A 23,474-nucleotide genomic window follows, 5' to 3' on the forward strand; every position below is an offset into this window, starting at 1 on the left:
CCTCTTACTTAAGCATCCACCTACGTGTGGACCCACAACAATAAGAAAGAGGTCTGAGCCATGAACGAAGCTACCAGTCTCGCCCGCGTCGCCGTTGTGCAATTCGATCCGCAAGTCGGCACCCACAATCGTCAATCCAACCTCGACACCAGCCTCAGCCTGGCCCTGCAAGCCGTGAACAATGGGGCCAACCTGATTGTGCTGCCGGAGCTGGCCAATACAGGGTACCTGTTCTGCAATCGCCAGGATGCTTTTGAGCATGCCGAGCCCGTTCCGGACGGGCCAAGCACACGGGCCTGGATGGACTTTGCGCAGAATCATCAGGTCTACCTGGTCGCTGGCCTGGCAGAACGCGAAGGCATGCAGCTGTTCGACACCGCTGTGCTGTTGGGCCCGGATGGCTTCATCGGTAAGTATCGCAAGGCGCACCTGTGGAACAAAGAAAAGCTCTGGTTTACTCCTGGCAATCTGGGCTTTCCGGTGTTTGAAACCCCCATCGGCCGCATCGGCTTGCTGATCTGCTGGGACATCTGGTTTCCCGAAGTCCCACGCATCCTGACCCAGCAAGGCGCCGATATTATTTGCAGTCTGAACAACTGGGTGTGGACCCCACCGCCGCTGTTCGACGAAGCCGGCAAGTGCATGGCCTCGTACCTGACCATGACCGCTGCCCACGTCAACAATGTGTTCATTGCTGCCGCCAATCGGATCGGTGAGGAACATGGCGGGCGCTACCTGGGCTGTTCACTGATTGCCGGCACCAACGGCTGGCCCATCGGCAAGGTCGCGTCACCCAATGAACAGGCGATTTTGTACGCCGATATCGACCTATGCAGCGCACGCAGTGCACCGATCTGGAATGACCTGAACGACTTGCAACGCGATCGTCGCGTGGATCTGTATGACGGCATGCTCGGCTATTGCAAGCACCCGTGCCTACCGCGCTGACGAGGGCACAATCATGGACTCTATTTCGGCAAATCCGTCGCAGGGCTCGGCTGTTCGTTATCTGGTAATTTTGCTTGCGGTGACAGTCGCCGCGCTAGGGCTGATCGCCGCATTGTCGGTGCTGTATTCAGCGTCCGCAGCGGCTTACTGGCCCGGCTACAACGACATGGTGACCAGCCTGCCCTCGCCCATCGCATGGCTGCGTTGGATAGTCGGCGATGTCAGCGAGGTGGCGTTTTACAAACACGAGTTTGCCTCCATTGGTTTGTTGCTGGGCGGTGCGTTCGGTTACTGGACCAGTCGTTACGCTAAGGGCTGGCAGGGTTTCAGCATCGCCTATGGCACGGGACTGTGGCCCTGGCTTGTGACCAGTTCATTGCTTGGGTTATTGCTGAGTAATGCGCTTTGGGGCTGGACGGTAACGGCTGAGTCCTGGCAACCCACCTTCGCAGCGTTTGTGTCGTTGCCGGCGGCGATGGTGTTGTTGTTCGGTGGGGGTTGGAAGGTCACGCTGAATGGTGCGGTGCTTGGCGCGATTTTAGTGACGCCAAGTTGCCTGTTGTTTGTGAATTACCTATGCATCCCGCTGGGGTTGCCTGCGGTGATAGGCAATGTGTTGGGGATGGCGCTAGGTAGCGTGGTGGCGTTTTTACTCTGCAGAGCGCTGCCGGGACTGGTCAGTCGTCAGCCAGACATTGCGGACGACGCGCCGCTGCCCGCACCCCAGCAGGCGCCAGACTACGGTATACGCTGGACATTACGGCGGGTATTGGCGGACTTTTCCGAAGCACCGTTTTTTGGCAATGAGTGGGCGAGCCTGGGGTTGATCGTGGGGGTTCTGTTGGCTTACGCGTTGAATCCCATTAGCCCAGCCTATGGGTCAGGCTGGTTGCCGCAGCTGGTCGCAGGCCAAGCGCTGACCTCGTTGCTGGGCATCCTGTTATGGCGGCGGCAATGGCAAAAACACGGGTGGTATCCGACCTATGTACCGTTGGTTTCGGTGGTGCCTGCGGCGGTGTTGACCCATGGTGGCAGCCCTGCCGTCGTCATTGTCAGTGCCGCGCTGGGTGCAATGATCGCCCCGCCGCTGGCCTGTGCGATTGCCACGAGGTTGCCGGGGTACATGCATCCTTTTATTGGGAATGTGTTGTCGATGGCGATCAGTACTGTGCTGATCGTTCCAATAGTCAGCGCGTTGCTTGCATTTTAAATCGCGCCCCAAAGCAAGCGGCGCCCTGAGACTCGCGTACGCGGATAGCTGCAGGGGCTTTAGGTAACTACCGTTCCTATTGCCCCACTGATCTCGAAAGGGTGCTCTATCCGGTCAAAGGCGGCATCGGAAATCGTCGACATTGGCGACGCAAGCCTGGTGCTGGGGCAAAGCAAACAAGAAATTACCAAGCGCGTTTACAGGAGGATTGGCGCTACTGCGAAGCCGTCAAAATAGGAAAGTTCTGGAACACTTCCACAATAGTTATGGAACACCTATGAAAAGCCGCCTCCCGCTTCCCGGCACCACCTTGCCGCGTAAACTGTAGGTGATGATGGCTAGGGAGAACTATAACTTTCGTGCAGTTTGTTTGCTTGCTTGCCTGACTACTGAGCGAAAGTGTTCGTCTGTCTAAGGCTAACAAAATATATAGGTAGGATGGCAGCTACCTGCCATCCCGCGTAGCTATCAGTTGTCGTAGGGAATATCTTTGTTTTTTTCAAAGTAATAAGCAAAGCATTTTCCAAAATCAAATTTCTTGTTATTGACACAGTAACCTAATGTGGCGCCCTGCTTTTCCGACAGTGACTTATGAACGATAGCTGACAGTAACGCAATGACGTTTTTGTTAAAAACGTCATTATGGTTTTTGATGAAAGATTCAGGAGCCGAAATAAAGTCTATCGGGTCATTTGCGAAGCAAGGCATGTGAGCACTGGTGAAGAAACTGTTGCTCGGTGAGCAGTAAGAAGTAAACCCCCAATTTGCGATGTTTGAGCTGCGCAGCGTGAGCGCCCGAGTTTGCAACAAGGACTTTTGCAAGGGAGGCTGCTCAATAGCCAGAGCAGGCTTAAGCTCGGCAGTGGGCTCGATCATAATATCATTCATGACCCCCGTGGTGAATAAGGAGTAGTTGCCAACGGTTTGATCATCCAAATCTACCTCCTTGAGCGCATAGGGAATACCAAAATAATCTCGCTGAATCACTTCCTGCTTCCAACGGGCATTCACACCTACTATCTGCCCAAGAGGAAAAGCAAAGTTGGTGGGGAGGTCCGCGCGAGAACTGACCACATACATTATTGATTGTATGGGTTTGTGCTTTGCACCAATCCGCATACTACTTTCCTTCAATAATAGAGCCTGATTGGCTTCTATGGCCGGATTCAAAAGAACTACGCCGTCGCCAAACGGTTTAAGGGTGCCTGTACGCTCTGCCGTCTTCATCTTATCGAGCAATGTGTCATGTAATGCTGAAAGCGTAATGGCCGCGCCAAAACTGTGACCAACCGTCAGCATAAAATTTTTATTTTTTTGCCCAACAATATACTCAAGGTCAGTTAGGAAATTGGTGACTCCGCCGCGCCCCACTTCCTCTGCGACAGCCTTACGGTCCCAGAATGTTAAGTTTTCTAGCTGTAGGCCTTGAAAGGTCATACCCCGCCAACCGATGTAAATACCTAGGATCTTTTTGTCGCCGGTGGCACCAGAGCGGGCTAGAAAATCCAGTGCATTTCTGAAGCTGATGACGTTCTCATCTTCAGTCGAGGCATTGTGTTTCCAGCCATGTACGAAAACGATTACCGCCAAGTCTTCGATTTTAGATTTTTCAGATATTTTGTGTAAAAGTTCAGAAGTTTGACTTGGTGAAAAATCATTTCCACGCTCTGTGAACTCTACAAACCCCAAGTCATAACCGGGATTTACCTCATAAGATTTTCCGCACCCCCACCAATGACCAACGCATGTACCATCAGAGCTTCTGAACGGAGCGTTTGAGACGCAGCCGCCCAATAGAAAGATAAACAAGATAACGAATATTTTCATTCCTTTGCTCCTAACTCTCAGTATGTTTTTTTGTGGTCACTCAGCACTAGATATTATTAGTACGTCGCCGAGCGACGGTATTGGCAGAGCTGCTTTTAGAAGGCATTTGCGAGTATGGGTGGCTTTGCTGCAGGAGTCTAATCCCGAGAGAAAAAAAAAAATCTAAAGATCTCATTTGGCGAGAGCGAAGCTTTCCTTGTTTGCCTAATGCTTAGGTGACTAAGTGATTCCTGTGTCTATTTTTTGTATGCAGTCCATACACATAACGTCTGTGCATTACAGTAGTAGAATTCTACTGCGGGTCACGAATGAATTCGGGCGATAAATCAATAGCATGAGGATAGGGATCCGAACCCCTTTGAATCGCCGTTTATGTGGAATAGAAAACCTATTGAAAAATACGTCTATTTTTACGCTGAGCGTCATTCTGGAGCTGAGCGGAGGAGGTGTCTCGGGCTTTGAATTGTGCTGTCAGAAGGGAGCAAATATTGGTGTTGCGCTCAGTCTCCGCGGCCGTCCTTCAGCCAGGATAGAACCCAGACCCCTATCCCAACAGGGACGGCATAAGCAACAGCCCCAGGAAATAAACCCGAAATATCAGACCAACCAAGTTGCCATACGCCAGCTTTATAGTAATTAATGGAAGCCCCCATAAATGTCGCAATAACACCCACCAAAAAAAATAAAAATACTACACATATCAAAAGCAATATAAATGCTTGAAACCTCGATTTAGGCTTAATCACTTCTTGTCTCCCAAGGAACCTATCTCGCCGCCAACTGTTTCGAAGCCGTATGCACCGATGGTGTTGCCTATAATATCCGCCCAAATGCAACAAGCGAAATTCTGGATCTCGATGATGCCAGCCGCCTCCTGGGGCACACGGACAAGCGCAACACAGAGACGATTTACCAGCGGGTCGGCGAGATCATAAAGCCAACTCGCCGACCACGAATCTGGCGGAGATGCGGAAACAGCCTGAAATGATGCGGAAACGATCCGAAGCTCTAGCCCGGGCATTCTCAGATGCCAGAAACACAAAAGCCCCGCATTGCGGGGCTTTCGTATGAATCTTGGCGGGAAACCAGGGATTCGAACCCTGGGAACGCTATTAACGTTCGCCGGTTTTCAAGACCGGTGCATTCAACCACTCTGCCAATTTCCCTTTTGCATCACAGGATTAGAGTAGACCATCCTGTCTCAGCGGGCGCCATAATACCCGAATGAAACACACTGTCAAACTCTCGGCATCGCTTGTTACAGAGCGTCTGTTATGATCTTTGCGACTGAACGTTTCAAAACTGAAGGAGTGTCGCCATGCGCGAACAGAATTACGCAGTGAATGGTAACGCGCAGGCTGAGCAGCTTGAAGTCAGCCGCGTGTTGCGCAACACATACGGCTTGCTCGCCCTTACCCTCGCATTCAGCGGCGTGATGGCGTTCGTGGCGCAGCAGATGCGCGTTGGCTATCCGAATATCTTTGTCGTGTTGATCGGCTTCTACGGTCTGTTCTTCCTGACCAACAAACTGCGTGACTCGGCCTGGGGCCTGGTGTCGGCATTTGCCTTGACCGGCTTCATGGGTTTTTTCCTCGGCCCGATCCTTAACCGTTACCTCGGCATGGCCGGCGGTGCGGAAGTGGTCAGTTCGGCGTTTGCCATGACGGCGCTGGTGTTTGGTGGTCTGTCGGCCTACGTGCTGATCACCCGCAAGGACATGAGCTTCCTGGGTGGTTTCATCACCGCGGGCTTCTTCGTGTTGCTGGCGGCCGTGGTCGCCGGCATGTTCTTCCAGATCAGCGGCCTGCAACTGGCGATCAGCGCGGGTTTTGTGCTGTTCTCCTCGGTGTGCATCCTGTTCCAGACCAGCGCTATCATCCACGGCGGTGAGCGTAACTACATCATGGCGACCGTCAGCCTGTATGTGTCGATCTACAATCTGTTTATCAGCCTGTTGCAGATCTTCGGCATCATGAGCCGCGACGACTGATCCAGTAACGCAAAAAAAATGCCCCGTATCGAAAGATACGGGGCATTTTTGTTTTCGAGGGATCAGTACTGGTTGGGCTCCATTTCCAGTTCGACCTTGAAGCGCTCAGCAATGTCTCGCTGGATACGCAGCGCCAGGTCTGCAATATCGTGCCCTGTGGCAGCACCATAGTTGACCAGCACCAGCGCTTGCAGCGCGTGTACGCCGGCATCACCGTCCCTGAAGCCCTTCCAGCCGGCCTTGTCGATCAGCCAACCGGCGGCGAGTTTCATCTGGCCGTCAGCCTGCGGGTAGGCCACCAGGTCTGGGTACAGCGCCTGCAGCTCGGTCGCGAGCACCTGGGATACCAACGGGTTTTTGAAGAAGCTGCCGGCATTCCCCAGTTCTGCCGGGTCTGGCAGTTTTTCGCGGCGGATGCTGCAGATGGCGCGGCTCACATCGCTCGGCGTCGCCTCAGTGATCCCCTGCCCCGCCAGGCGCTGCTGCACCGGGCCGTAATCAAGCTTGAGGTGGCGGGTGCGGCTCAAGGCGAAACGCACACGCAGGATCAGCCAGCGCCCGGTTTCGTGCTTGAACAGGCTGTCACGGTAGGCGAAGTTGCATTCTTCCAGGCTGAAATCCCGCAGTTCGCCGGTGTGGCGATCCAGGGCGGTGAGGCCGGCGAATACGTCCTTGATCTCGACGCCATAGGCGCCGATGTTTTGCATCGGCGCCGCGCCAACGGTACCTGGGATAAGGCTGAGGTTTTCCAGGCCGCAAAAACCTTGCTCCAGGGTCCACAGCACAAACGGGTGCCAGGCTTCACCTGCTTCGGCTTCGACCACCACAGACTTGCCGTCATCATGCAGCACCCGGATCCCCTGAGTGGCCATGCGCAACACCAGCGCTGGGATATCCTGAGTCAGCAGCAAATTGCTGCCACCACCGATTACCAACAACGGCAGCGCTTGCGTGACCGCGTAGGCCAAGGCCTCACGGACGTCCGCATCGCTGTGGGCCTCGGCAAACAGCTGGGCGCGCACGTCAATGCCAAAGCTGTTGAAGGGCTTGAGGGATACCTGCGAGAGCACTTGCAAGGTCATAACCGCCCCTTGATTTCGATCACCAATAAATCACAGGCTTGCTCGATCAGGTCCAGGACCCGTTCGAAGCCCTGTTCGCCTTCGTAGTAAGGGTCTGGCACCTCGTCAACCTCAGCGTCATAGCGACGCAGGAACAAGTCCAACTGTGCCTTGCCCTGTCCCGGCTGCAGCGCCTTCAGGTTACGCAGGTTGCTGTGGTCCATGGCCAGGATCAGGTCGTAGCGGGCAAAGTCGGCACGGCTGACCTGTTGCGCACGCTGCGCCGACAAGTCGTAACCGCGTGCCAACGCGGCACGCTGGCTGCGCTGGTCCGGTGGGTTGCCGACATGCCAGTCCCCCGTGCCGGCGGAGGCGACCTCGACCTGCCCAGCCAGACCCGCGTCGCGCAATTTATGGCGCAACACACCTTCGGCCGTTGGCGAGCGGCAGATGTTGCCCAGGCAGACAAACAGGACTTCCATCACGCCCCCAGCAGGCGACGGACGCGCTCAAGGTCTTCCGGCGTGTCCACACCCGCAGGCGGCGCTTCCAGGGCATCGCCCACGTGGATGCGCACGCCGTGCCACAAGGCACGCAGTTGTTCCAGGGATTCGGTGTTTTCCAGCCAGCACGGGCCCCAGCTGACGAAGTCATGCAGGAAGCCGGCGCGGTAGGCGTAAATGCCGATGTGTCGGCGGTACGGCACGCCTTCCGGCAACAGGTCTGGCTGTTTGGCAAAGGCGTCGCGCGCCCAAGGCAGGGTCGAGCGGCTGAACGTCAGCGCCAGGCCGTTGATGTCGCTGACCACTTTCACCACGTTCGGGTTGAACAGGGTGTTGATGTCTTCGATCGGCTCAGCCAGCGTCGCCATGCGCGCTTCGCCGTGGGCCGCGAGGTTGGCGGCCACCTGGTCGATGACGCTTGGCGGAATCAGCGGTTCGTCGCCTTGCACGTTGACCACAATGGCGTCGTCGGCCAGGCCCAACTGCGTGGCCACTTCGGCCAGGCGATCGGTGCCGGAGTTGTGGTCTTCGCGGGTCAGTACCGCTTCGGCGCCAAAGCCTTGGCAGGCGGCGATGATGCGCGGGTCATCGGTGGCGACCACGACCCGTTCAGCGCTGCTTTTGCAGGCCTGCTCCCACACCAGCTGGATCATCGGCTTGTTGCCGATCAATTGCAGCGGCTTGCCCGGCAGGCGCGTCGAGGCAAAACGCGAAGGAATGACAACGGTAAAGGCGGTGGTCATTTATCCAGGCGCTCATCGGAGGTCAGGGTGCGGGCTTCGCTTTCCAGCATGACCGGGATGCCATCACGGATCGGATAGGCCAGGCCGGCGCCTTTGCTGATCAGCTCGGTTTTGTCGGCGCTGAGCTTGAGCGGGCCTTTGCAGATCGGGCAAGCGAGGATGTCGAGCAATTTGGTGTCCATGAGTGTTTCCTGGAAAGAAGCAGTTAAGGCAAGAGACGGGCGGGCAACAGGCGCATCAGCTGCGTGTCGAACCAGGCGACGAACGCCGGCGACGGCACCGCATCCACCGCAAGGTACCACCAGTCGGGCTGGGCAAAGGCGCGGCACTTCACCGCGTCCTTCTCGGTCATGACCAGCGGCAATGACGGCGTAAAATTCAAGACCTCTGCGCTGTAGGGCGCATGGTCGGCAAACGCATGGGGTATCGCCTGCCAGTGTAGCGTTTCAAGGGTGTTGAAGAAACGTTGCGGGTTGCCGATACCGGCCACCGCATGGACCTGCTGGCCCACCGCAAAATGCTCGACCGGCTGGCGCTCCCCGGTTTGCAGGTTGACCAACGCCGTGGGTTGCAGGCGAAAGGCAAAGCCATCTTCGCGATCGGCGGCGGCGCCGTTATAGAGCAGCGCATCCACACTTTGCAGGCGCTCCACCGGCTCGCGCAACGGCCCGGCCGGTAGACAACGGCGGTTACCGAGGCCGCGGGCAGCGTCGATCAGCACCAGCTCAAGGTCGCGGGCCAGGCGATAGTGTTGCAGGCCGTCATCGGACAGGATCAGGTCCAGGGTTTCACTGGCCAGCAGCGCCTGGACCGCACGGCTGCGGTCGGGGTCGATCATCAGCGGCACACCGCAGCGTTGCACGATCAGCAACGGCTCATCGCCCGCCACGTCAGCGCTGTGGCTGGCTTCGACCCGCCACGGCAGTTGCGGCGGCTTGGCGCCATAACCAAGGCTGACCACGCCCACCCGCAACCCGCTGCGGCGACAGTGCTCGATCAACCACAGGATCAACGGCGTCTTGCCGGTGCCACCTACCGTGATATTGCCGACCACCACCACCGGCACGGGCGATTGGTAGATCTGGCCCTCGCCCGCCAGGAAGCGCGCGCGTTTGCCCTGTACCACGCGGCGATACAGCGCCTCCAGCGGACGCAGCAACGTGAGCGCCGGATGCCCTTCGTACCAGGCCTTGAGTAAACGATCAGACATGGCCATCAGGGTTGGCTCGCCGCCTCGACCGTGGTCATGCGCAGATGGCTGAAACCGAGCTTGCCGGCCGCATCCATCGCCGTGATCACGGCCTGATGCTGGGTCTTGCCATCGGCACTGATGGACAGCGGCATCTTGGTGTCGCCGCCGGACTCTTTCTGCAGGGCGTCCATCAGGCTGGCGAGGTCGTTCTTCGCCAATAACTGGTTATTCACCGAAAACACGCCGTCGGCGCTGATGGCGATGTCCAGTTGCTTGACCTGCTGGTCTTCTGCCGGCGAACCGCTGACCGCTTCCGGCAAATCGACGCGCAGCTCGGTCTGGCGGGTGAAGGTGGTGGTGACGACAAAAAACAGCAGCAGGATAAACACCACGTCGATCAGCGACGCGAGGTTGATATCAACGTTTTCCCGTTGCTTGCGGCGAAATTTCACGCTCGGCCCTCGACCAGGTCCACATCACGGTCGCCCTGCACCACTTCCACCAACTTGATGGCTTCCTGCTCCATGCCCACCACCAGCTCATCGATGCGCCGTTGCAGGAAACGGTGGAAGAACACCGAAGGAATACCAACCATCAGGCCAGCGGCGGTGGTGATCAACGCCTTGGAAATACCACCGGCGAGCACAGCGGCGTTGGTGGTCATGCCCGAGCCCATGAACGAGCTGAAGATGTCGATCATGCCCAGCACGGTGCCCAGCAAACCGAGCAATGGCGCCATGGCGGCGATGGTGCCGAGGGCGTTGATATAGCGCTCCAGTTCATGAATGACCCGGGCGGCGGCCTCTTCGATGCACTCTTTCATGATCTCGCGACCATGCTTGGAGTTGGCCAGGCCAGCGGCGAGGATCTCACCCAGGGGCGAATTGGCCCGCAGCTCCTTGAGTTTTTCCTTGTCGAGCTGTTTGCTCTTGATCCAGCCCCAGACCTGCCCCAGCAGATGTTCGGGGGTGACGCGACTGGCGCGCAGGGTCCACAGGCGTTCGGCAACGATGCCGAGTGCGGCGATAGAACTCATGATGATCGGCAACATCATCCAGCCGCCGGATTTGACCAATTCCCACACAGTGAATGTCCCCTCGAAAAAGTGCGCCACTTTACCATATCGGTACGTCAGCGGGGTTCGCCGACCACAGGCGCCGAGGGTAACGCTTCGCGCCAGAAGCGACGTTGACTGCGCGCAACAACCGGTGGCGCGAAGGCGCCCAATTGCAGGCGCACGGCACCTTGCTCGGCGCTGTCGTAGATACGGCTGCCCAGCGCCTGATATCGCTCTATCACTTGCGGGTGGGGATGCCCGAACGCATTGCCACGACCTCGGGAAATCAGCACCGACTTGGGCGAAAGTCGCTGCACAAAGGGCCAGGACGAAGAGCTGCGACTGCCATGGTGGGGCGCTTGCAGCCAATCGGTTGGTACCGCCAGGGGCGATGCGAGCAAAGCCTTTTCGGCGGCGCGGTCGATATCGCCGGTCAGCAACAGGCGCTCGCCACCGGCCTGAACCTGCAACACGCAGGACTTCGCATTGCCTTCAACAGCATCAGGCCATTGCCATAGCTCAAACACCACGCCATCCCATTCCCAGCGCTCACCGCTCACGCACGGCCGGGTGCCGAGAAACGCCGGCAACCCCTCGGTCTCGCCACCCACCACGCGGCGGACGGCCAACCCGCGCGCCACCGCCGCCGCGCCGCCAGCGTGATCGGCATCCCCATGGCTGAGCAGCATCAGGTCCAACTGCCCTACCCCGAGTTTTTTCAAGGCGGGCAACACCACCTGCGCACCCAGATCAACCATCCCCGAACGCGGGCCAGCGTCGTACAGCAAGGTGTGGTGGCGGGTACGCAGGATCAACGCCTGGCCCTGCCCCACATCCAGTTGCAACACGTCCACCTGGCCATGGGGCACCGGTTCCCTGGGCGGGCACACCGCCAACAGCAGCATCGGCCAGCCCAGCAGCCGAAACGGCACGCCTTTGGGCAGCAGCAGCAACACCGCGCCCAACAGGCTGATCAGCCAGTACCCCAAGGGGACTTCGCCGGGAACCCAGGCCGGCACTTGCCCGGCCAACAGTTCAAGGCCCTTGAACAGCCCATCAAGTGCACCGCCCGCCAACCACAACAGCCCCTCGCCCAGCCATGGCACCGGCAACAGCGCCGTCCCCAGCAAGGACAACGGCAACACCACCAGGCTGATCCACGGCACTGCGAACAGGTTGGCCAACGGCGCACTGAGGCTGATGGGCAACCCAAGCACCAGCAAGATCGGCAACAAACCGATAGCAATCAGCCACTGCGGACGGGTCCACACGTGCCAGAAACTCCACGCCCCCAAACGCCCACCGAACGCCAGCACCAGGACCGCAACCGCCGCAAACGACAACCAGAACCCCGCTTGCAGGCTGGCCAACGGCTCAAGCACCAACACCCCACTGAGCGCGAGCAACAACGGCCACCACACCCCCAAGTGGCGAAACCGCAAACGCCACAACAGCACCAGCCCGACCATCACGCAGGCGCGTTGCACCGGCACGCCGAACCCCGCCAGCAAGCCGTAACCCAACGCCGCAGCAAACGCCAGGCCACAGGCCCACGGCAGCCAAGGCAAGGTTCGCGGCCAGCAGCCGTAGCGTGCCAGCCCGGCGATCAGCCCGTAGATCAGGCCCGAGAGCAAGCCAATGTGCTGGCCGGAAATCACCAGCAGGTGCACCGTGCCAGTGGCCTGCAACACCCGCCAATCCTGCGGTGCCAGCCCGGAGCCGTCGCCCAGCACCAGCGCGGCCACCGCCGCTTCACGGCCCTGGGCATCCACGGCCAGCAGGCGCTGGCGTACGTTGTCGCGCCAGGCATTGCGCGCCGGGGCCAGACGCACGCCATCCTTTACCGAGCCAGTGGCGCCAATGCGCTGGGCCAGCAGCCAGGCTTCGCGGTCAAACCCATGGAAATTGAGCAACCCGGAGGGCCGCTTGAGGGTGACCGCCAGGCGCCAGCGCTCACCGCTGTGCACCGGCGGCCCGCCGTGCCAGGACACCTGGATACGCTTGGGCAAGCGGGCATTGCGCGACCGACTGTCGGCCAGCTCGAAACGCACACCGCTGCCCGTCTGCTGCGGCAACCCGACGACACGCCCCTCCAGCCAGCGCGTCTGCCCGTCCAGTGCCGGCCGCAGCCGATCATCCAGCGCCCACTGCGCGCTCAGGCACGCCCAACTCAAGCCGAAAAGGAAGAACGCCAGCCAATAGGTGCGAAACGGCAACAGCATCAACGCCACCACCGGCATGGCCAGCAGCCAACCGACCGGTGGCAATGCCGGCAAATAGCGCAACGCCAGCAGCCCCAGTGCAAACGCGAACATCCCTGCTCTCATGGATCATCCCTTTCAAGTGATCCATTCAGTCTTAGCCGGACGCGCAGCACGGCCTATGATGTTTTGTCACAAAGTCTGAATTTTCTGTTTATAGAATGCGGGCATACTTGCCCCTCGAACTGACCTGGACCCCTTATGCCTCGGCGCTTATTCAAACGCTACATGCCCGACCCGACCAGTATCAGGGAACACAAGTCCTTACGATTCCTCGGCACCTTGCTGCACGACCCCAACCTCTGGCACCTGAATCGGCACTCGGTGGCGCGGGCCATGGCCGTGGGTTTGTTCGCGGCATTTATCCCGATCCCCTTGCAGATGCTGTTGGCGGCCGTGCTGGCCATTGCGGTGCGCGGCAATATGCCCATCGCCGTCAGCCTGGTATGGCTGACCAACCCGATCACCATGCCGGTGGTGTTTTTCTGCACCTACCTGACCGGCGCCTGGCTGATGAATGTACCGCCGCGCAGCCTGCCGGACGACCTGACCTGGGAATGGATCAGCGGCCAACTGAGTACTTTGTGGCAGCCGTTCCTGCTGGGTTCAGTGGTGCTGGGCTTGGTGCTGGGCGCCCTGGCCTACTGCCTGACCATGCTGTACTGGCGCTGGTGGGTGGCCCACCAATGGAAGAAACGCAAACAACGGCGCGCTTGAGGCCTAACGCGCCCGCAAGCGCAGGTGCACGCGCAGGCCCAGCCCGGTGTTTTGCGCCCACAGGCTGCCCTCCTGGCGTTGCACGGCATTACGCGCGATGCTTAAGCCGAGGCCAAAGCCGCCGTCGCCGGGGCGCGAGCCGTCCAGGCGGGTGAACGGCGCAAAGATCCGCTCCAGGTCCTGTTCCGCGATGCCGCCCCCCTGATCCTCCAGCCACAGATGCCAGTAATCGCCCTCGCGCCGCCCGTCCAGGCTGACCACACCGTCGGCGGGAGAATGGCGGATGGCGTTGCGCACAATGTTTTCCAGGGCCTGGGCCAATGCGTTCAAGTTGCCGCGCACCCAGCAATCTGCCTCCAACAGGCACGGCAGGCGCGATGCCGGCCAATCGCTTTCGAAACACGCGTTCTCCCGCAGCATGTCCCAGAGCGCCTGCAACTGGATGTCTTCCTCAGGCAGCGGCGCACGCTCGGTGTCCAGCCAGGCGAGTTGCAGGCTGTCCTCCACCAGGCGTTGCATGGCGTCGATCTCCCGACCCAAGCGCTCTCGCAGTTGCGTCAAATCCTGCTCACTGTCACAGGCCACCCGCAAGCGGCTTAAAGGGGTGCGCAACTCGTGGGACATGTCCCGCAGCAACTGCTGCTGCAACACCACAGTGCCTTGCAGGCGCTCGGACATGTGGTCAAACGCGCGCCCCAACTCACCCAACTCATCCTGGCGGCTGATGGCCGCGTGGGACAGCCGCGTATTCAACTGATCGGCACGCCAGGCGTTGGCCTGCTCGCGCAGTTGATTGAGGGGCATGATCAGCAAGCGATACAGGCCAATGCACAGCAACAAGGTAAACAGACCCGGAATCACGCCGTTGGTCACCACGCGCCAGAACAACTGGTAGCGCCCCGGCACAAAGCGTTGTGGCAACTCGATGACCAGGGAGCCCGCCGACGGGTCCACCGGAAAGGGGATTTTCAACCACGGCAAACCCTGCACATGCCGGCTGACGGGCCAGTCGAGCCCGCGCAGGGAGGTGAGGCGCTGGCTTTCCTTGTCGGTCAGCGGGTAGCTGCTCAGCGATTGCAGGTCATTGCCAATCACGCCGATCCAGGTGCGTTCACGCTTGCCCATCGCTTGCAGCCAGGCGTCGACACCGGCATGGCCGCCGCGATTCCAGGCCTGCTCGGCACTCACGGCGTAACCACTCAAGGTGATCCGCGCTTCGTCGGACAGGTACTGGTTCTTCTGCTCCATGTACCGGCCCCAGGACCAACTGAGCCAGATCATCAGCAAACAAAAGGCGATCAACAGGCAGGCCAGTTTCCAGAATAACGAGTGCTTGCCCGGCAACCGCGTCAAGGGGTGCTCAAAGAATCTCATCGGCACAGCTCAACACGTAGCCCTTGCCCCACACCGTGCGCACTTCCCGCTCGCTGTAGCCGATGGCCTTGAGCTTGCGGCGGATCTGGCTGATGTGCATGTCGAGGCTGCGGTCGTGGGGCGCATAACCGCGCTGCAGCACATGCTGATATAGGAAGGCTTTGCTGAGGACTTCTTCGCCGTTGCGGTGCAGGGTTTCCAGCAAGCGGTATTCGCTGCGGGTCAGCCCGGCCCACTGCTCCTGGTAGAACACGTCACACAGTTCATCGTCGAAACGCAGGGGCCGCAGGTCGTCGCGCAACGGCGCAAGGCTCGGCAACGGGCGCCGGTCGAGGGCGACGCGACGCAGGATGGCTTCGATGCGCACGCGCAATTCGATCATGCTGAACGGCTTGGGCAGGTAGTCGTCGGCCCCCAGGCGAAATCCGCTGATACGGTCGGCTTCGGCCCCCAAAGCCGACATCAGGATGACCGGGATCGAATGGCTCTGGCGCAAATGCGTGAGGATCGACAAGCCATCCATGCCCGGCAGCAAGATGTCCATCAACACCACATCGAACGCCTGGTCGCGGGCCATCTCCAGGCCTTGCTGGCCGTTCTGGCACCAGGTGACCTGGAAGCCGCAACGCCCCAAATGCTCGTGGACATAGGCGCCCAGCACAGGGTCATCTTCGATGGTCAGGATACTGGGTAGGCCAACTACTGCGGGATTCATTAGCGTCTGCAAGTCATTCTCAATGACTGATTATTCAAGATTAACCCGCCACAGGCAATCGCCATCCGGCCGCCAATGGCCCGAAGATTGCCGCCTGTCATTAATTTGCAAGATTCCAGGGCGTGCAAATGGCTACACTGCGCAGGTGGCGCGGCCCGGATGCTTGCGTGGTTCATTGATATCAGTGTGGTAGCAGGAGAGTGGCGTGCTTAGAAGAATGGGGATAAAAGGCCGCGTACTGTTGCTGACCTTATTGCCGACCAGCCTGATGGCCCTGTTGTTGGGGGGCTACTTCACCTGGATGCAACTGTCGGAATTACAGAGCCAATTGCTGCAACGCGGCGAGATGATCGCCGAGCAACTGGCACCGTTGGTGGCACCGGCCTTGAGCGCGAAGAACGCCGACCTGCTGGAGCGCATCGCCACCCAGTCCCTGGAGCAGCCGGACGTGCGCGCCGTGTCGTTCCTCGGCCCCCACCGCGCGCCCCTGGCCCACGCCGGCCCGACCATGCTCAACCAGCCTCCCGCCGGCAACAGCTCCCATCTGCTGCAACGCACCGGCAACGACGCCACCCGCTACCTGCTGCCGGTGTTTGGTCGCCATCGCAACCTCGCGGGCGAATTGATCCCCGACGAAGCCGACCGCCTGCTGGGCTGGGTCGAAGTCGAACTGTCCCACAACGGCATGTTGCTGCGCGGCTATCGCAGCCTGTTCGCCAGCCTGCTGTTGATCGCCATCGGCCTGATCGGCACGGCCACCCTGGCCCTGCGCATCAGTCGCACGATCAATTCGCCGATTGGCCTGATCAAGCAAGCCGTGGCCCAGCTCAAGGACGGCAACCTGGAAACCCGCCTGCCGGCGCTGGGCAGCCAGGAATTGGACCAGCTCGCCTCGGGCATCAACCGCATGGCCGAAACCCTGCAAAACGCCCAGGAAGAGCTGCAACACAGCATCGACCAGGCCACCGAAGACGTGCGCCAGAACCTGGAAACCATCGAGATCCAGAACATCGAACTGGACCTGGCGCGCAAGGAGGCTTTGGAAGCCAGCCGTATCAAGTCGGAGTTCCTGGCCAATATGAGCCATGAAATCCGCACCCCGCTCAACGGCATCCTCGGTTTCACCCACCTGCTGCAAAAAAGCGAACTGTCGCCGCGCCAGCTGGATTACCTGAGCACTATCGAAAAATCCGCCGACAACCTGCTGGGCATCATCAACGAGATCCTCGATTTTTCGAAGATCGAGGCCGGCAAGCTGGTCCTCGATAGCGTGCCCTTCAACCTGCGCGACCTGCTGCAAGACACCCTGACCATCCTCGCCCCCGCCGCCCACGCCAAGCAGCTGGAACTGGTCAGCCTGGTCTACCGCGACACCCCGCTGGCACTGGTGGGTGACCCGCTGCGCCTCAAGCAGATCCTGACCAACCTGATCAGCAACGCGATCAAGTTCACCCGCGAAGGCACCATCGTTGCCCGTGCGATGATCGAGGACGAACAGGAAGACAGCGTGCAGTTGCGCATCAGCGTGCAGGACACCGGCATCGGCCTGTCCAGCCAGGATGTGCGCGCGCTGTTCCAGGCGTTCAGTCAGGCCGACAACTCGCTGTCGCGCCAGCCTGGGGGCACTGGCCTGGGCCTGGTGATTTCCAAGCGCTTGATCGAACAGATGGGCGGTGAGATCGGCGTCGATAGCACGCCGGGCGAAGGCTCGGAATTCTGGATCAGCCTGAACCTGCCCAAGACCCGCGATGACCTTGACGACCTGCCCTCTGCGCCGCTGCTGGGGAGGCGCGTGGCCGTGCTGGAGAACCACGAGCTGGCGCGCCAGGCCCTGCAACATCAGTTGGAAGACTGCGGCCTGGAAGTCACCCCGTTCAACAGCCTGGAAAACCTGACCAACGGCATTACCAGTGCGCACCAGACCGAACAGGCCATCGACCTGGCGGTGCTCGGCATCACCGCCAACGACATTCCCCCGGAGCGCCTCAACCAGCACCTGTGGGACCTCGAACACCTGGGCTGCAAGGTGCTGGTGCTGTGCCCGACCACCGAACAGATGCTGTTCACCCAATCGGTGCCCAACCCCAACAGCCAGTTGCAGGCCAAGCCGGCCTGCACCCGCAAGCTGCGCCGCGCCCTGGCCGACCTGATCAGCCCTCGCCCCTCGCGCAGCGACCCCGGCGAGCCGTTGTCCAGCCGTGCGCCACGGGTGCTGTGCGTGGACGACAACCCGGCCAACCTGCTGCTGGTGCAAACCCTGCTGGAAGACATGGGCGCCAAGGTGCAGGCGGTCGAAAGCGGTTTCGCCGCCATCGACGCGGTCAAGCAGGAAACCTTCGACCTGGTACTGATGGACGTGCAAATGCCCGGCATGGACGGGCGCCAGAGCACCGAAGCGATCCGCCAGTGGGAAAGCGAACGCCACGGCACGCCATTGCCGGTGGTCGCCCTCACCGCCCACGCCATGGCCAACGAAAAGCGCGCGCTGCTGCAAAGCGGCATGGATGACTACCTGACCAAGCCCATCAGCGAGCGGCAACTGGCCCAGGTGGTGCTCAAATGGACCGGCCTGGCCCTGCGCAACCAGGCGCCGGAGCGCGCCACCGACGGCCTGGCCCCGGCCGTACGCCTGCTGGTGCTGGACCACGAAGAAGGCCTGCGCCTGGCCGCCGGCAAGACCGACCTGGCCGCCGACATGCTGGCCATGTTGCTGGCCTCGCTGGAAGCCGACCGCCTGGCCATCACCGTCGCCCGCGAAGCCAAAGACCACCACGCCCTGATCGAACGCGTCCACCGCCTGCACGGCGCCACCCGCTATTGTGGCGTGCCGCAACTGCGTGCCGCCTGCCAGCGCGCGGAAACCCTGCTCAAGCAGGACGATGCCAAGGCCATGAATGCGCTGGACGAACTGGACATGGCCATTGCTCGGCTGGCCAGTGAGGCGCGGGTCAGCGCCTGACGCACAGTCTTAGGAACCGGGCTTGTGTGGGAGCGGGCTTGCCCACGATAGCAGTCTGTCAGTCACCGATGTTTTGACTGAACCTCCGCTATCGCGGGCAAGCCCGCTCCCACAGGGGTTATGTATTTTCAAATGGTTAATCGCAGGGAGCATTTTTTATGCGCGTGATTCTTTTCAGCAGCCAGACCTACGACCGCGACAGTTTCCTCGGCGAGCCTCTACCGCCCGGCCTGGAGCTGCAATTCCAACCCGCGCGCCTCAACCTCGACACCGTGGCCCTGGCCGAGCACCACGAAGTGGTCTGCCCATTCATCAACGATGACCTCAGCGCCCCGGTGCTGGAACACCTGGCCAAAGGCGGCACGCGCCTGATCGCCCTGCGCTCGGCCGGCTACAACCACGTGGACCTGGCCGCCGCCAAGCGCCTCGGCCTGACCATCGTGCGCGTCCCCGCCTATTCGCCGCACGCCGTGGCCGAGCATGCGGTGGCGCTGATCCTCGCGCTCAACCGCCGCCTGCACCGCGCCTACAACCGCACCCGCGATGGCGATTTCAGCCTGCACGGCCTCACCGGCTTCGACCTGGTGGGCAAGACCGTCGGCGTGGTCGGCACCGGGCAGATCGGCGCCACGTTCGCCAAGATCATGGCCGGTTTTGGCTGCCAGTTGCTCGCCTACGACCCGTTCCCCAACCCGCAGGTGCTGGCCTTGGGTGCGCGCTACGTAAGCCTGCCCGAGCTGCTGGCGCAGGCGCAGATCATCAGCCTGCATTGCCCGCTCACCGCCGACAGCAAACACCTGATCAACGCCGACTCCCTGGCGCATATGCAACCCGGCGCGATGCTGATCAACACCGGACGTGGCGGCCTGGTGGATACGCCGGCGCTGATCGAAGCGCTCAAGGACGGCCAGCTCGGCTACCTGGGGCTGGATGTGTACGAGGAAGAAGCCCAATTGTTCTTCGAAGACCGCTCCGACCTGCCCCTGCAAGATGATGTGCTGGCGCGCCTGCTGACCTTCCCCAACGTGATCATCACCGCGCACCAGGCGTTCTTGACCCGCGAAGCCCTCGGCGCCATTGCCGGCACTACCCTGGCCAACATTGCCGCCTGGGCCGAAGGCCGCACACAAAACCTGGTCGAGGGATGATCAGCGGTCACATACCAGGCCCATGATGGGCAGGCACCCGTGATAGGATGCCGCGCCTATTTGGAGGATCCATGGCCGAACACGATTTCCGCTTCAGCTTGCTGAGCCCGCAACACACCCTGATCGAATGCCGCGCCCTGGTGCCGGGCCGTTACCAGGTCACCGGCAACGGTGGCGCGATCAAGCACGGCGACGTGCTGATCGTCACCCTGCGCGGCAGCAAAACCCTGTCGATGCGCCTCACTGTCGAAGGCGATGCGCGCTATTCCATCCGCCCGGCAGGCCAATGGGTCGCCATGGCCCAGGGGCCGAAATTCGGCGAGTTGGAGATTCACACCTGGAAGGTCAACTGCGACAGCTGCGACAGCGTGCTGGAGTTTGAATTCGCCGTCGAAACCAAGCTGAGCAAAGAGCCGCTGCAACCGGCCGCCAACGCGCGGATCAAGGAGTTGGGCTGGGCCAGCGAAGGCAACAAGCACCGCTGCCCGAAATGCCAGCAGGCCGCACAATGAAAGGCCTGCTTCTGCTCGCCGCTGTCGGTGCGGCCCTGACAGGTTGCGCCGGGGATGCGGTCAAGCTCAAGCAGGACCACAGCTACGTGGTGGAATGGATTGGTGAACGGCCGCTGATGGATTACGCGCACCTGACCGTCACCCTCGGTGCGGATGGTCGCGCCTACGGCAATGGCGGTTGCAACCATTGGTTTGCGCCGTACACCGTCGACGGCGAAAAGCTCAGCTTTGGCCAGATCGGCAGCACCCGCAAAATGTGCGCCGAGGCCTTGATGGAGCAGGAACACCGCTTCTTCCAGGCCCTGCAAGGCGTGCAGCGCTGGGATATTTCGCCGATCGAGCAGACACGTTTCTGGCCGGCCGAGGGCAAGCCGATTCGCCTGTGGCTTGAAGAAGGCTAACCCAGCCTAAATGTGGGCTGGCTTTTCTGTGGGAGCTGGCTTGCCTGCGATGATATCGCCGCGGTGTACCTGATACATCGCGCTGCCTGTATCGCAGGCAAGCCAGCTCCCACATTGGTTTGGTGTTGTTGCTTTAACCGCGTAGTGCCTTCAGTTTGGCAATCACCCCTTCCGCCGTCTGCTCACCCATCATTTGCTCGCGCACCTTGCCCTTGTCATCAATGATGTAGGTCACCGGCAACGCTTCACTGCGCGGAATATCAAAGATCCCCTCCGGGTTCTGCGCCAGTACGGTGAACTTGATCCCCAGCTTCTCGCTGGCGGCCTTCAACTCCTCGCCCTGCACATTGTCGAAGTTGACCCCGAACACCCCGACGTTCTGCCCTTTCAACTGGTCCGCCAGCGCGTTCAGCTCGGGGATTTCCGTGCGGCACGGGCCACACCATTCGGCCCAGTAATTGACCACCACCCATTGTTTGTCCAAGCGCTCGGCCGCGACTTTCTGGCCGTACTGGTCAACGCCGTAATCGTTGCCGCAGCCGCTGAGCAGCAGGGTTGTGATGATCGCCAATGCACCGATCAGTCGATTTGTCATGGGGTAATCCTTCGCAAAAATGAACGTTGGCTGCGACCTATCGCCTCTTACGGTTTAAGGACAGGACGCCGCGCGGGTAGAATACCCGCCACCTTACGCAAGATGCGACCCGCACATGACCGATCTGACGCTTTATCACAACCCGCGCTGCTCGAAATCCCGCGGTGCGCTGGAACTGCTCGAAGCCCGCGGCCTCACCCCGACGGTGGTGCGCTACCTGGAAACGCCGCTGGACGCCGCGCAACTCAAGGCCTTGCTCGCCAAGCTGGGCCTCACCGCGCGCCAACTGCTGCGCACCGGCGAAGAGGAATACAAAACCCTCAACCTCGCCGACGCCAGCCTCAGCGAAGCGCAATTGATCGCCGCCATTGCCGCGCACCCCAAGTTGATGGAGCGCCCGATCCTCGAAACCGCCGACAAGGCCATCATTGGCCGTCCGCCAGAAAACGTGCTGGAGATCCTGCCGTGACGACGCCGTATGTGCTGGTGTTGTATTACAGCCGCCATGGCTCGGTCAGCGAAATGGCCCGGCAGATTGCCCGGGGCATCGAGCAAGGCGGCATGGAAGCGCGCCTGCGCACCGTGCCGGCGATCTCCACCGAGTGCGAAGCCGTGGCGCCGAGCATCCCCGACGAAGGCGCGCTGTATGCCAGCCTGGATGATCTGAAACACTGCTCGGGCCTGGCCCTGGGCAGCCCGACGCGCTTCGGCAACATGGCCGCGCCGCTCAAGTACTTTATCGACGGCACCAGCAACCTGTGGCTGACCGGCGCCCTCGTCGGCAAGCCGGCTGGGGTGTTCACTTCCACCGCGAGCCTGCACGGCGGCCAGGAAACCACGCTGATGTCGATGCTGCTGCCGTTGCTGCACCACGGCATGCTGATCACCGGTTTGCCCTACAGCGAACAGGCGTTGCTCGACACCCAGGGCGGCGGTACGCCCTACGGCGCCAGCCACCACGCCGGCCCGGACGGCAAGCGCCTGCTCGATCAGCACGAAATCGCCCTGTGCCGCGCCCTCGGCCTGCGCCTGGCGAACACCGCGACGCTGCTGGAGGCCGGTCGTGGCCAAAAAGCCTAAAGTCCTGCCGCCCCAGGCGTGGCTGGAGCCACGGGTCAAGGTCGCACGGGCGTTGAGCCTGCTGGCGTTCTTTGCCCTGGTGGGTTTGCTGTGCGGGTATTACCTGTTCGTCGCCGACCTGCACGGCGCACGGCCGTGGGTGATCCTGCTGATCGAACTGGTGCCGCTGCTGTTGCTCGCGCCGGGGATGCTGCTGGGCAGCGCGCGCGGGCATTCGTGGATGTGCTTTGCGGTGAACCTGTATTTCATCAAGGGCGCGCTGGCGGCGTATGACCCGAACCGGCAGTGGTTCGGGGTGTTGGAGATGCTGGCGAGTCTGGCGGTGTTTTGTACGGCGTTGTTGTATGTGCGGTGGCGGCATCAGCTCAATCGGCGGTTGGCTGTAGAACCTGTGTCGGCCTGAAGTCCGCTATCGCAGGCAAGCCAGCTCCCACATTTGACCGAGTTTCAACCTTGGAATGCAGTCAACTGTGGGAGCTGGCTTGCCTGCGATGGCATCACCTCGGTCTCAATGATTCACCGTATAGGCCAGCATCATCGACAACTGGCACATCGGCCGCCCACTCTCGGCATGCCACTGGTTGAACGCCCCCTGCACCGTCGCCAGGTCCCGCAGGCTGGTCGGCGCCTTGTCGACGATCTTCTGCGCGTTCAGCGCCGCCACCACGTCGTAACTGGGCACAAACGTATCCTTGCCGACCATGCGCAAGAAGCGCGGCGCGGACAAGCCGCCCAACTGGTGGCCGTGCTTGCTCAGGTACTTCCAGAGCCCAACGATGTCGGTCACCGGCCAGTCGGCGATAAACGCGCCGAAGCTGCCGTGTTCCTGGGCGATGTCCAGGATCATCTGTGCATTGCGCGGCACGCTCTTGAGCTTGCCCAGGTGGCGGATGATGCTGGTGTCCTGCATCAGCCGCTCCAGGTGCTCGGCGCCCATCAGCACGACTTTTTCCGGGTCGAAGCCGAAGAACACTTTCTCGAATGCCGGCCACTTGGCGTCCACCACACTGTGCTTCAAGCCCGCGCGAAACACCCGCAGCGCCAGGGTCGACAGGTAGCGGTCATCGCTGATCTTGCGCAATTGCGCCGGGGTGTTGGGCACCGGCAGATGGGCTTCCAACTCGGCGGCCGAACCGAAACGGTTCAGACAGTATTCGTGCAGCCACTTGTAATCGCGCATG

The 23,474-nt window shown here is 60.7% G+C and carries 25 protein-coding genes, 1 tRNA gene and 1 pseudogene; 12 read left to right on the plus strand and 15 right to left on the minus strand.

Annotated features, from left to right (window positions below; genetic code table 11):
• Nucleotides 1–60 precede the first annotated feature (60 nt).
• The 3 genes and pseudogenes from PSH87_RS16425 to PSH87_RS16435 all read left to right on the plus strand — a co-directional run.
• Nucleotides 61–948, plus strand: coding sequence for a nitrilase family protein (locus PSH87_RS16425; protein ID WP_305430250.1), 888 nt, complete (start codon nt 61–63; stop codon nt 946–948).
• Between the two features lie 13 nt (nt 949–961).
• Nucleotides 962–2,158, plus strand: a complete 1,197-nt coding sequence (locus PSH87_RS16430; protein WP_305430251.1) for a hypothetical protein — start codon at nt 962–964, stop codon at nt 2,156–2,158.
• 108 nt (nt 2,159–2,266) lie between these two features.
• A pseudogene (locus tag PSH87_RS16435) lies at nt 2,267–2,395 on the plus strand (integrase); the annotation flags it as partial.
• A 231-nt stretch (nt 2,396–2,626) separates the two neighbouring features.
• On the opposite strand, the gene PSH87_RS16440 reads toward PSH87_RS16435, so the two are convergent.
• From PSH87_RS16440 to PSH87_RS16450, 3 genes are all read right to left on the minus strand, one after another.
• A complete protein-coding gene (locus PSH87_RS16440; RefSeq protein ID WP_305430253.1) occupies nt 2,627–3,985 on the minus strand; it encodes a hypothetical protein in 1,359 nt (452 codons plus the stop codon).
• Between the two features lie 500 nt (nt 3,986–4,485).
• Nucleotides 4,486–4,731: a hypothetical protein gene (locus PSH87_RS16445; protein ID WP_305430255.1), complete on the minus strand. Its 246-nt coding sequence runs from the start codon at nt 4,729–4,731 to the stop codon at nt 4,486–4,488.
• Nucleotides 4,732–5,060: 329 nt separating this feature from the next.
• Nucleotides 5,061–5,151, minus strand: a tRNA-Ser gene (locus PSH87_RS16450).
• Nucleotides 5,152–5,303: 152 nt separating this feature from the next.
• Between PSH87_RS16450 and PSH87_RS16455 the strand changes: the two genes are divergently transcribed.
• Entirely contained in the window at nt 5,304–5,975 is a 672-nt protein-coding gene (locus PSH87_RS16455) for a Bax inhibitor-1/YccA family protein (protein WP_305430256.1), read from the plus strand.
• 62 nt (nt 5,976–6,037) lie between these two features.
• Here PSH87_RS16455 and murB read toward each other — a convergent pair whose 3' ends face one another.
• The 8 genes from murB to PSH87_RS16495 are packed head-to-tail and all read right to left on the minus strand — an operon-like array spanning nt 6,038 to nt 12,846.
• Nucleotides 6,038–7,057, minus strand: coding sequence for a UDP-N-acetylmuramate dehydrogenase (gene murB, locus PSH87_RS16460; RefSeq protein WP_305430257.1), 1,020 nt, complete (start codon nt 7,055–7,057; stop codon nt 6,038–6,040).
• Nucleotides 7,054–7,518, minus strand: a complete 465-nt coding sequence (locus PSH87_RS16465; protein ID WP_207043887.1) for a low molecular weight protein-tyrosine-phosphatase — start codon at nt 7,516–7,518, stop codon at nt 7,054–7,056. Before PSH87_RS16465 ends, murB begins: the two co-directional genes overlap by 4 nt.
• Nucleotides 7,518–8,282 (minus strand): 3-deoxy-manno-octulosonate cytidylyltransferase, encoded by a 765-nt coding sequence (kdsB, locus tag PSH87_RS16470; RefSeq protein ID WP_017736028.1) that lies wholly within the window; start codon nt 8,280–8,282, stop codon nt 7,518–7,520. The genes PSH87_RS16465 and kdsB overlap by 1 nt, the downstream gene beginning before the upstream one ends.
• Nucleotides 8,279–8,464, minus strand: coding sequence for a Trm112 family protein (locus PSH87_RS16475; RefSeq protein ID WP_017736029.1), 186 nt, complete (start codon nt 8,462–8,464; stop codon nt 8,279–8,281). The genes kdsB and PSH87_RS16475 overlap by 4 nt, the downstream gene beginning before the upstream one ends.
• 23 nt (nt 8,465–8,487) lie before the next feature.
• Nucleotides 8,488–9,498, minus strand: a complete 1,011-nt coding sequence (gene lpxK, locus PSH87_RS16480) for a tetraacyldisaccharide 4'-kinase (protein WP_305430259.1) — start codon at nt 9,496–9,498, stop codon at nt 8,488–8,490.
• Nucleotides 9,498–9,926 carry a biopolymer transporter ExbD gene (locus PSH87_RS16485; RefSeq protein WP_017736031.1) on the minus strand — a complete coding sequence of 143 codons (429 nt, stop codon included), beginning with the start codon at nt 9,924–9,926 and terminating at the stop codon, nt 9,498–9,500. The genes lpxK and PSH87_RS16485 overlap by 1 nt, the downstream gene beginning before the upstream one ends.
• Nucleotides 9,923–10,558 (minus strand): MotA/TolQ/ExbB proton channel family protein, encoded by a 636-nt coding sequence (locus tag PSH87_RS16490; RefSeq protein WP_017736032.1) that lies wholly within the window; start codon nt 10,556–10,558, stop codon nt 9,923–9,925. The genes PSH87_RS16485 and PSH87_RS16490 overlap by 4 nt, the downstream gene beginning before the upstream one ends.
• Before the next feature lie 47 nt (nt 10,559–10,605).
• The gene (locus PSH87_RS16495; RefSeq protein WP_305430262.1) at nt 10,606–12,846 is read right to left on the minus strand and encodes a ComEC/Rec2 family competence protein; all 2,241 of its coding nucleotides are present in this window, start codon (nt 12,844–12,846) and stop codon (nt 10,606–10,608) included.
• A 147-nt stretch (nt 12,847–12,993) separates the two neighbouring features.
• Between PSH87_RS16495 and PSH87_RS16500 the strand changes: the two genes are divergently transcribed.
• Nucleotides 12,994–13,509 (plus strand): DUF2062 domain-containing protein, encoded by a 516-nt coding sequence (locus tag PSH87_RS16500; protein WP_017736034.1) that lies wholly within the window; start codon nt 12,994–12,996, stop codon nt 13,507–13,509.
• A 3-nt stretch (nt 13,510–13,512) separates the two neighbouring features.
• On the opposite strand, the gene PSH87_RS16505 is transcribed toward PSH87_RS16500, so the two are convergent.
• The gene (locus PSH87_RS16505) at nt 13,513–14,883 is read right to left on the minus strand and encodes a sensor histidine kinase (protein WP_305430264.1); all 1,371 of its coding nucleotides are present in this window, start codon (nt 14,881–14,883) and stop codon (nt 13,513–13,515) included.
• The gene (locus tag PSH87_RS16510) at nt 14,870–15,598 is read right to left on the minus strand and encodes a response regulator transcription factor (protein WP_305430265.1); all 729 of its coding nucleotides are present in this window, start codon (nt 15,596–15,598) and stop codon (nt 14,870–14,872) included. The genes PSH87_RS16505 and PSH87_RS16510 overlap by 14 nt, the downstream gene beginning before the upstream one ends.
• 205 nt (nt 15,599–15,803) lie before the next feature.
• Between PSH87_RS16510 and PSH87_RS16515 the strand changes: the two genes are divergently transcribed.
• From PSH87_RS16515 to PSH87_RS16530, 4 genes are all read left to right on the plus strand, one after another.
• Nucleotides 15,804–18,557 (plus strand): response regulator, encoded by a 2,754-nt coding sequence (locus PSH87_RS16515; RefSeq protein ID WP_305430266.1) that lies wholly within the window; start codon nt 15,804–15,806, stop codon nt 18,555–18,557.
• Nucleotides 18,558–18,715: 158 nt separating this feature from the next.
• On the plus strand, nt 18,716–19,705 hold the full coding sequence (locus tag PSH87_RS16520) for a 2-hydroxyacid dehydrogenase (protein WP_017736038.1): 990 nt from the start codon (nt 18,716–18,718) through the stop codon (nt 19,703–19,705).
• Between the two features lie 71 nt (nt 19,706–19,776).
• The gene (locus tag PSH87_RS16525) at nt 19,777–20,217 is read left to right on the plus strand and encodes a hypothetical protein (RefSeq protein ID WP_017736039.1); all 441 of its coding nucleotides are present in this window, start codon (nt 19,777–19,779) and stop codon (nt 20,215–20,217) included.
• Nucleotides 20,214–20,618 (plus strand): META domain-containing protein, encoded by a 405-nt coding sequence (locus PSH87_RS16530; RefSeq protein ID WP_017736040.1) that lies wholly within the window; start codon nt 20,214–20,216, stop codon nt 20,616–20,618. The genes PSH87_RS16525 and PSH87_RS16530 overlap by 4 nt, the downstream gene beginning before the upstream one ends.
• Before the next feature lie 133 nt (nt 20,619–20,751).
• On the opposite strand, the gene PSH87_RS16535 is transcribed toward PSH87_RS16530, so the two are convergent.
• Nucleotides 20,752–21,213 (minus strand): TlpA disulfide reductase family protein, encoded by a 462-nt coding sequence (locus tag PSH87_RS16535; protein ID WP_305430268.1) that lies wholly within the window; start codon nt 21,211–21,213, stop codon nt 20,752–20,754.
• 115 nt (nt 21,214–21,328) lie between these two features.
• Between PSH87_RS16535 and arsC the strand changes: the two genes are divergently transcribed.
• The 3 genes from arsC to PSH87_RS16550 are packed head-to-tail and all read left to right on the plus strand — an operon-like array spanning nt 21,329 to nt 22,696.
• The gene (gene arsC / locus PSH87_RS16540; RefSeq protein WP_017736042.1) at nt 21,329–21,682 is read left to right on the plus strand and encodes an arsenate reductase (glutaredoxin); all 354 of its coding nucleotides are present in this window, start codon (nt 21,329–21,331) and stop codon (nt 21,680–21,682) included.
• Nucleotides 21,679–22,293, plus strand: coding sequence for an NAD(P)H:quinone oxidoreductase (gene wrbA, locus PSH87_RS16545; RefSeq protein WP_017736043.1), 615 nt, complete (start codon nt 21,679–21,681; stop codon nt 22,291–22,293). The genes arsC and wrbA overlap by 4 nt, the downstream gene beginning before the upstream one ends.
• Complete coding sequence (locus tag PSH87_RS16550) at nt 22,277–22,696, plus strand: DUF2069 domain-containing protein (protein WP_305430269.1); 420 nt, start codon at nt 22,277–22,279, stop codon at nt 22,694–22,696. The genes wrbA and PSH87_RS16550 overlap by 17 nt, the downstream gene beginning before the upstream one ends.
• Nucleotides 22,697–22,801: 105 nt before the next feature.
• Here PSH87_RS16550 and PSH87_RS16555 read toward each other — a convergent pair whose 3' ends face one another.
• Nucleotides 22,802–23,473: a DNA-3-methyladenine glycosylase I gene (locus PSH87_RS16555; RefSeq protein ID WP_017736045.1), complete on the minus strand. Its 672-nt coding sequence runs from the start codon at nt 23,471–23,473 to the stop codon at nt 22,802–22,804.
• Nucleotide 23,474 lies beyond the last annotated feature (1 nt).

Origin of the sequence: Pseudomonas sp. FP453 (assembly GCF_030687495.1) — a bacterium.
GTDB lineage: Bacteria > Pseudomonadota > Gammaproteobacteria > Pseudomonadales > Pseudomonadaceae > Aquipseudomonas.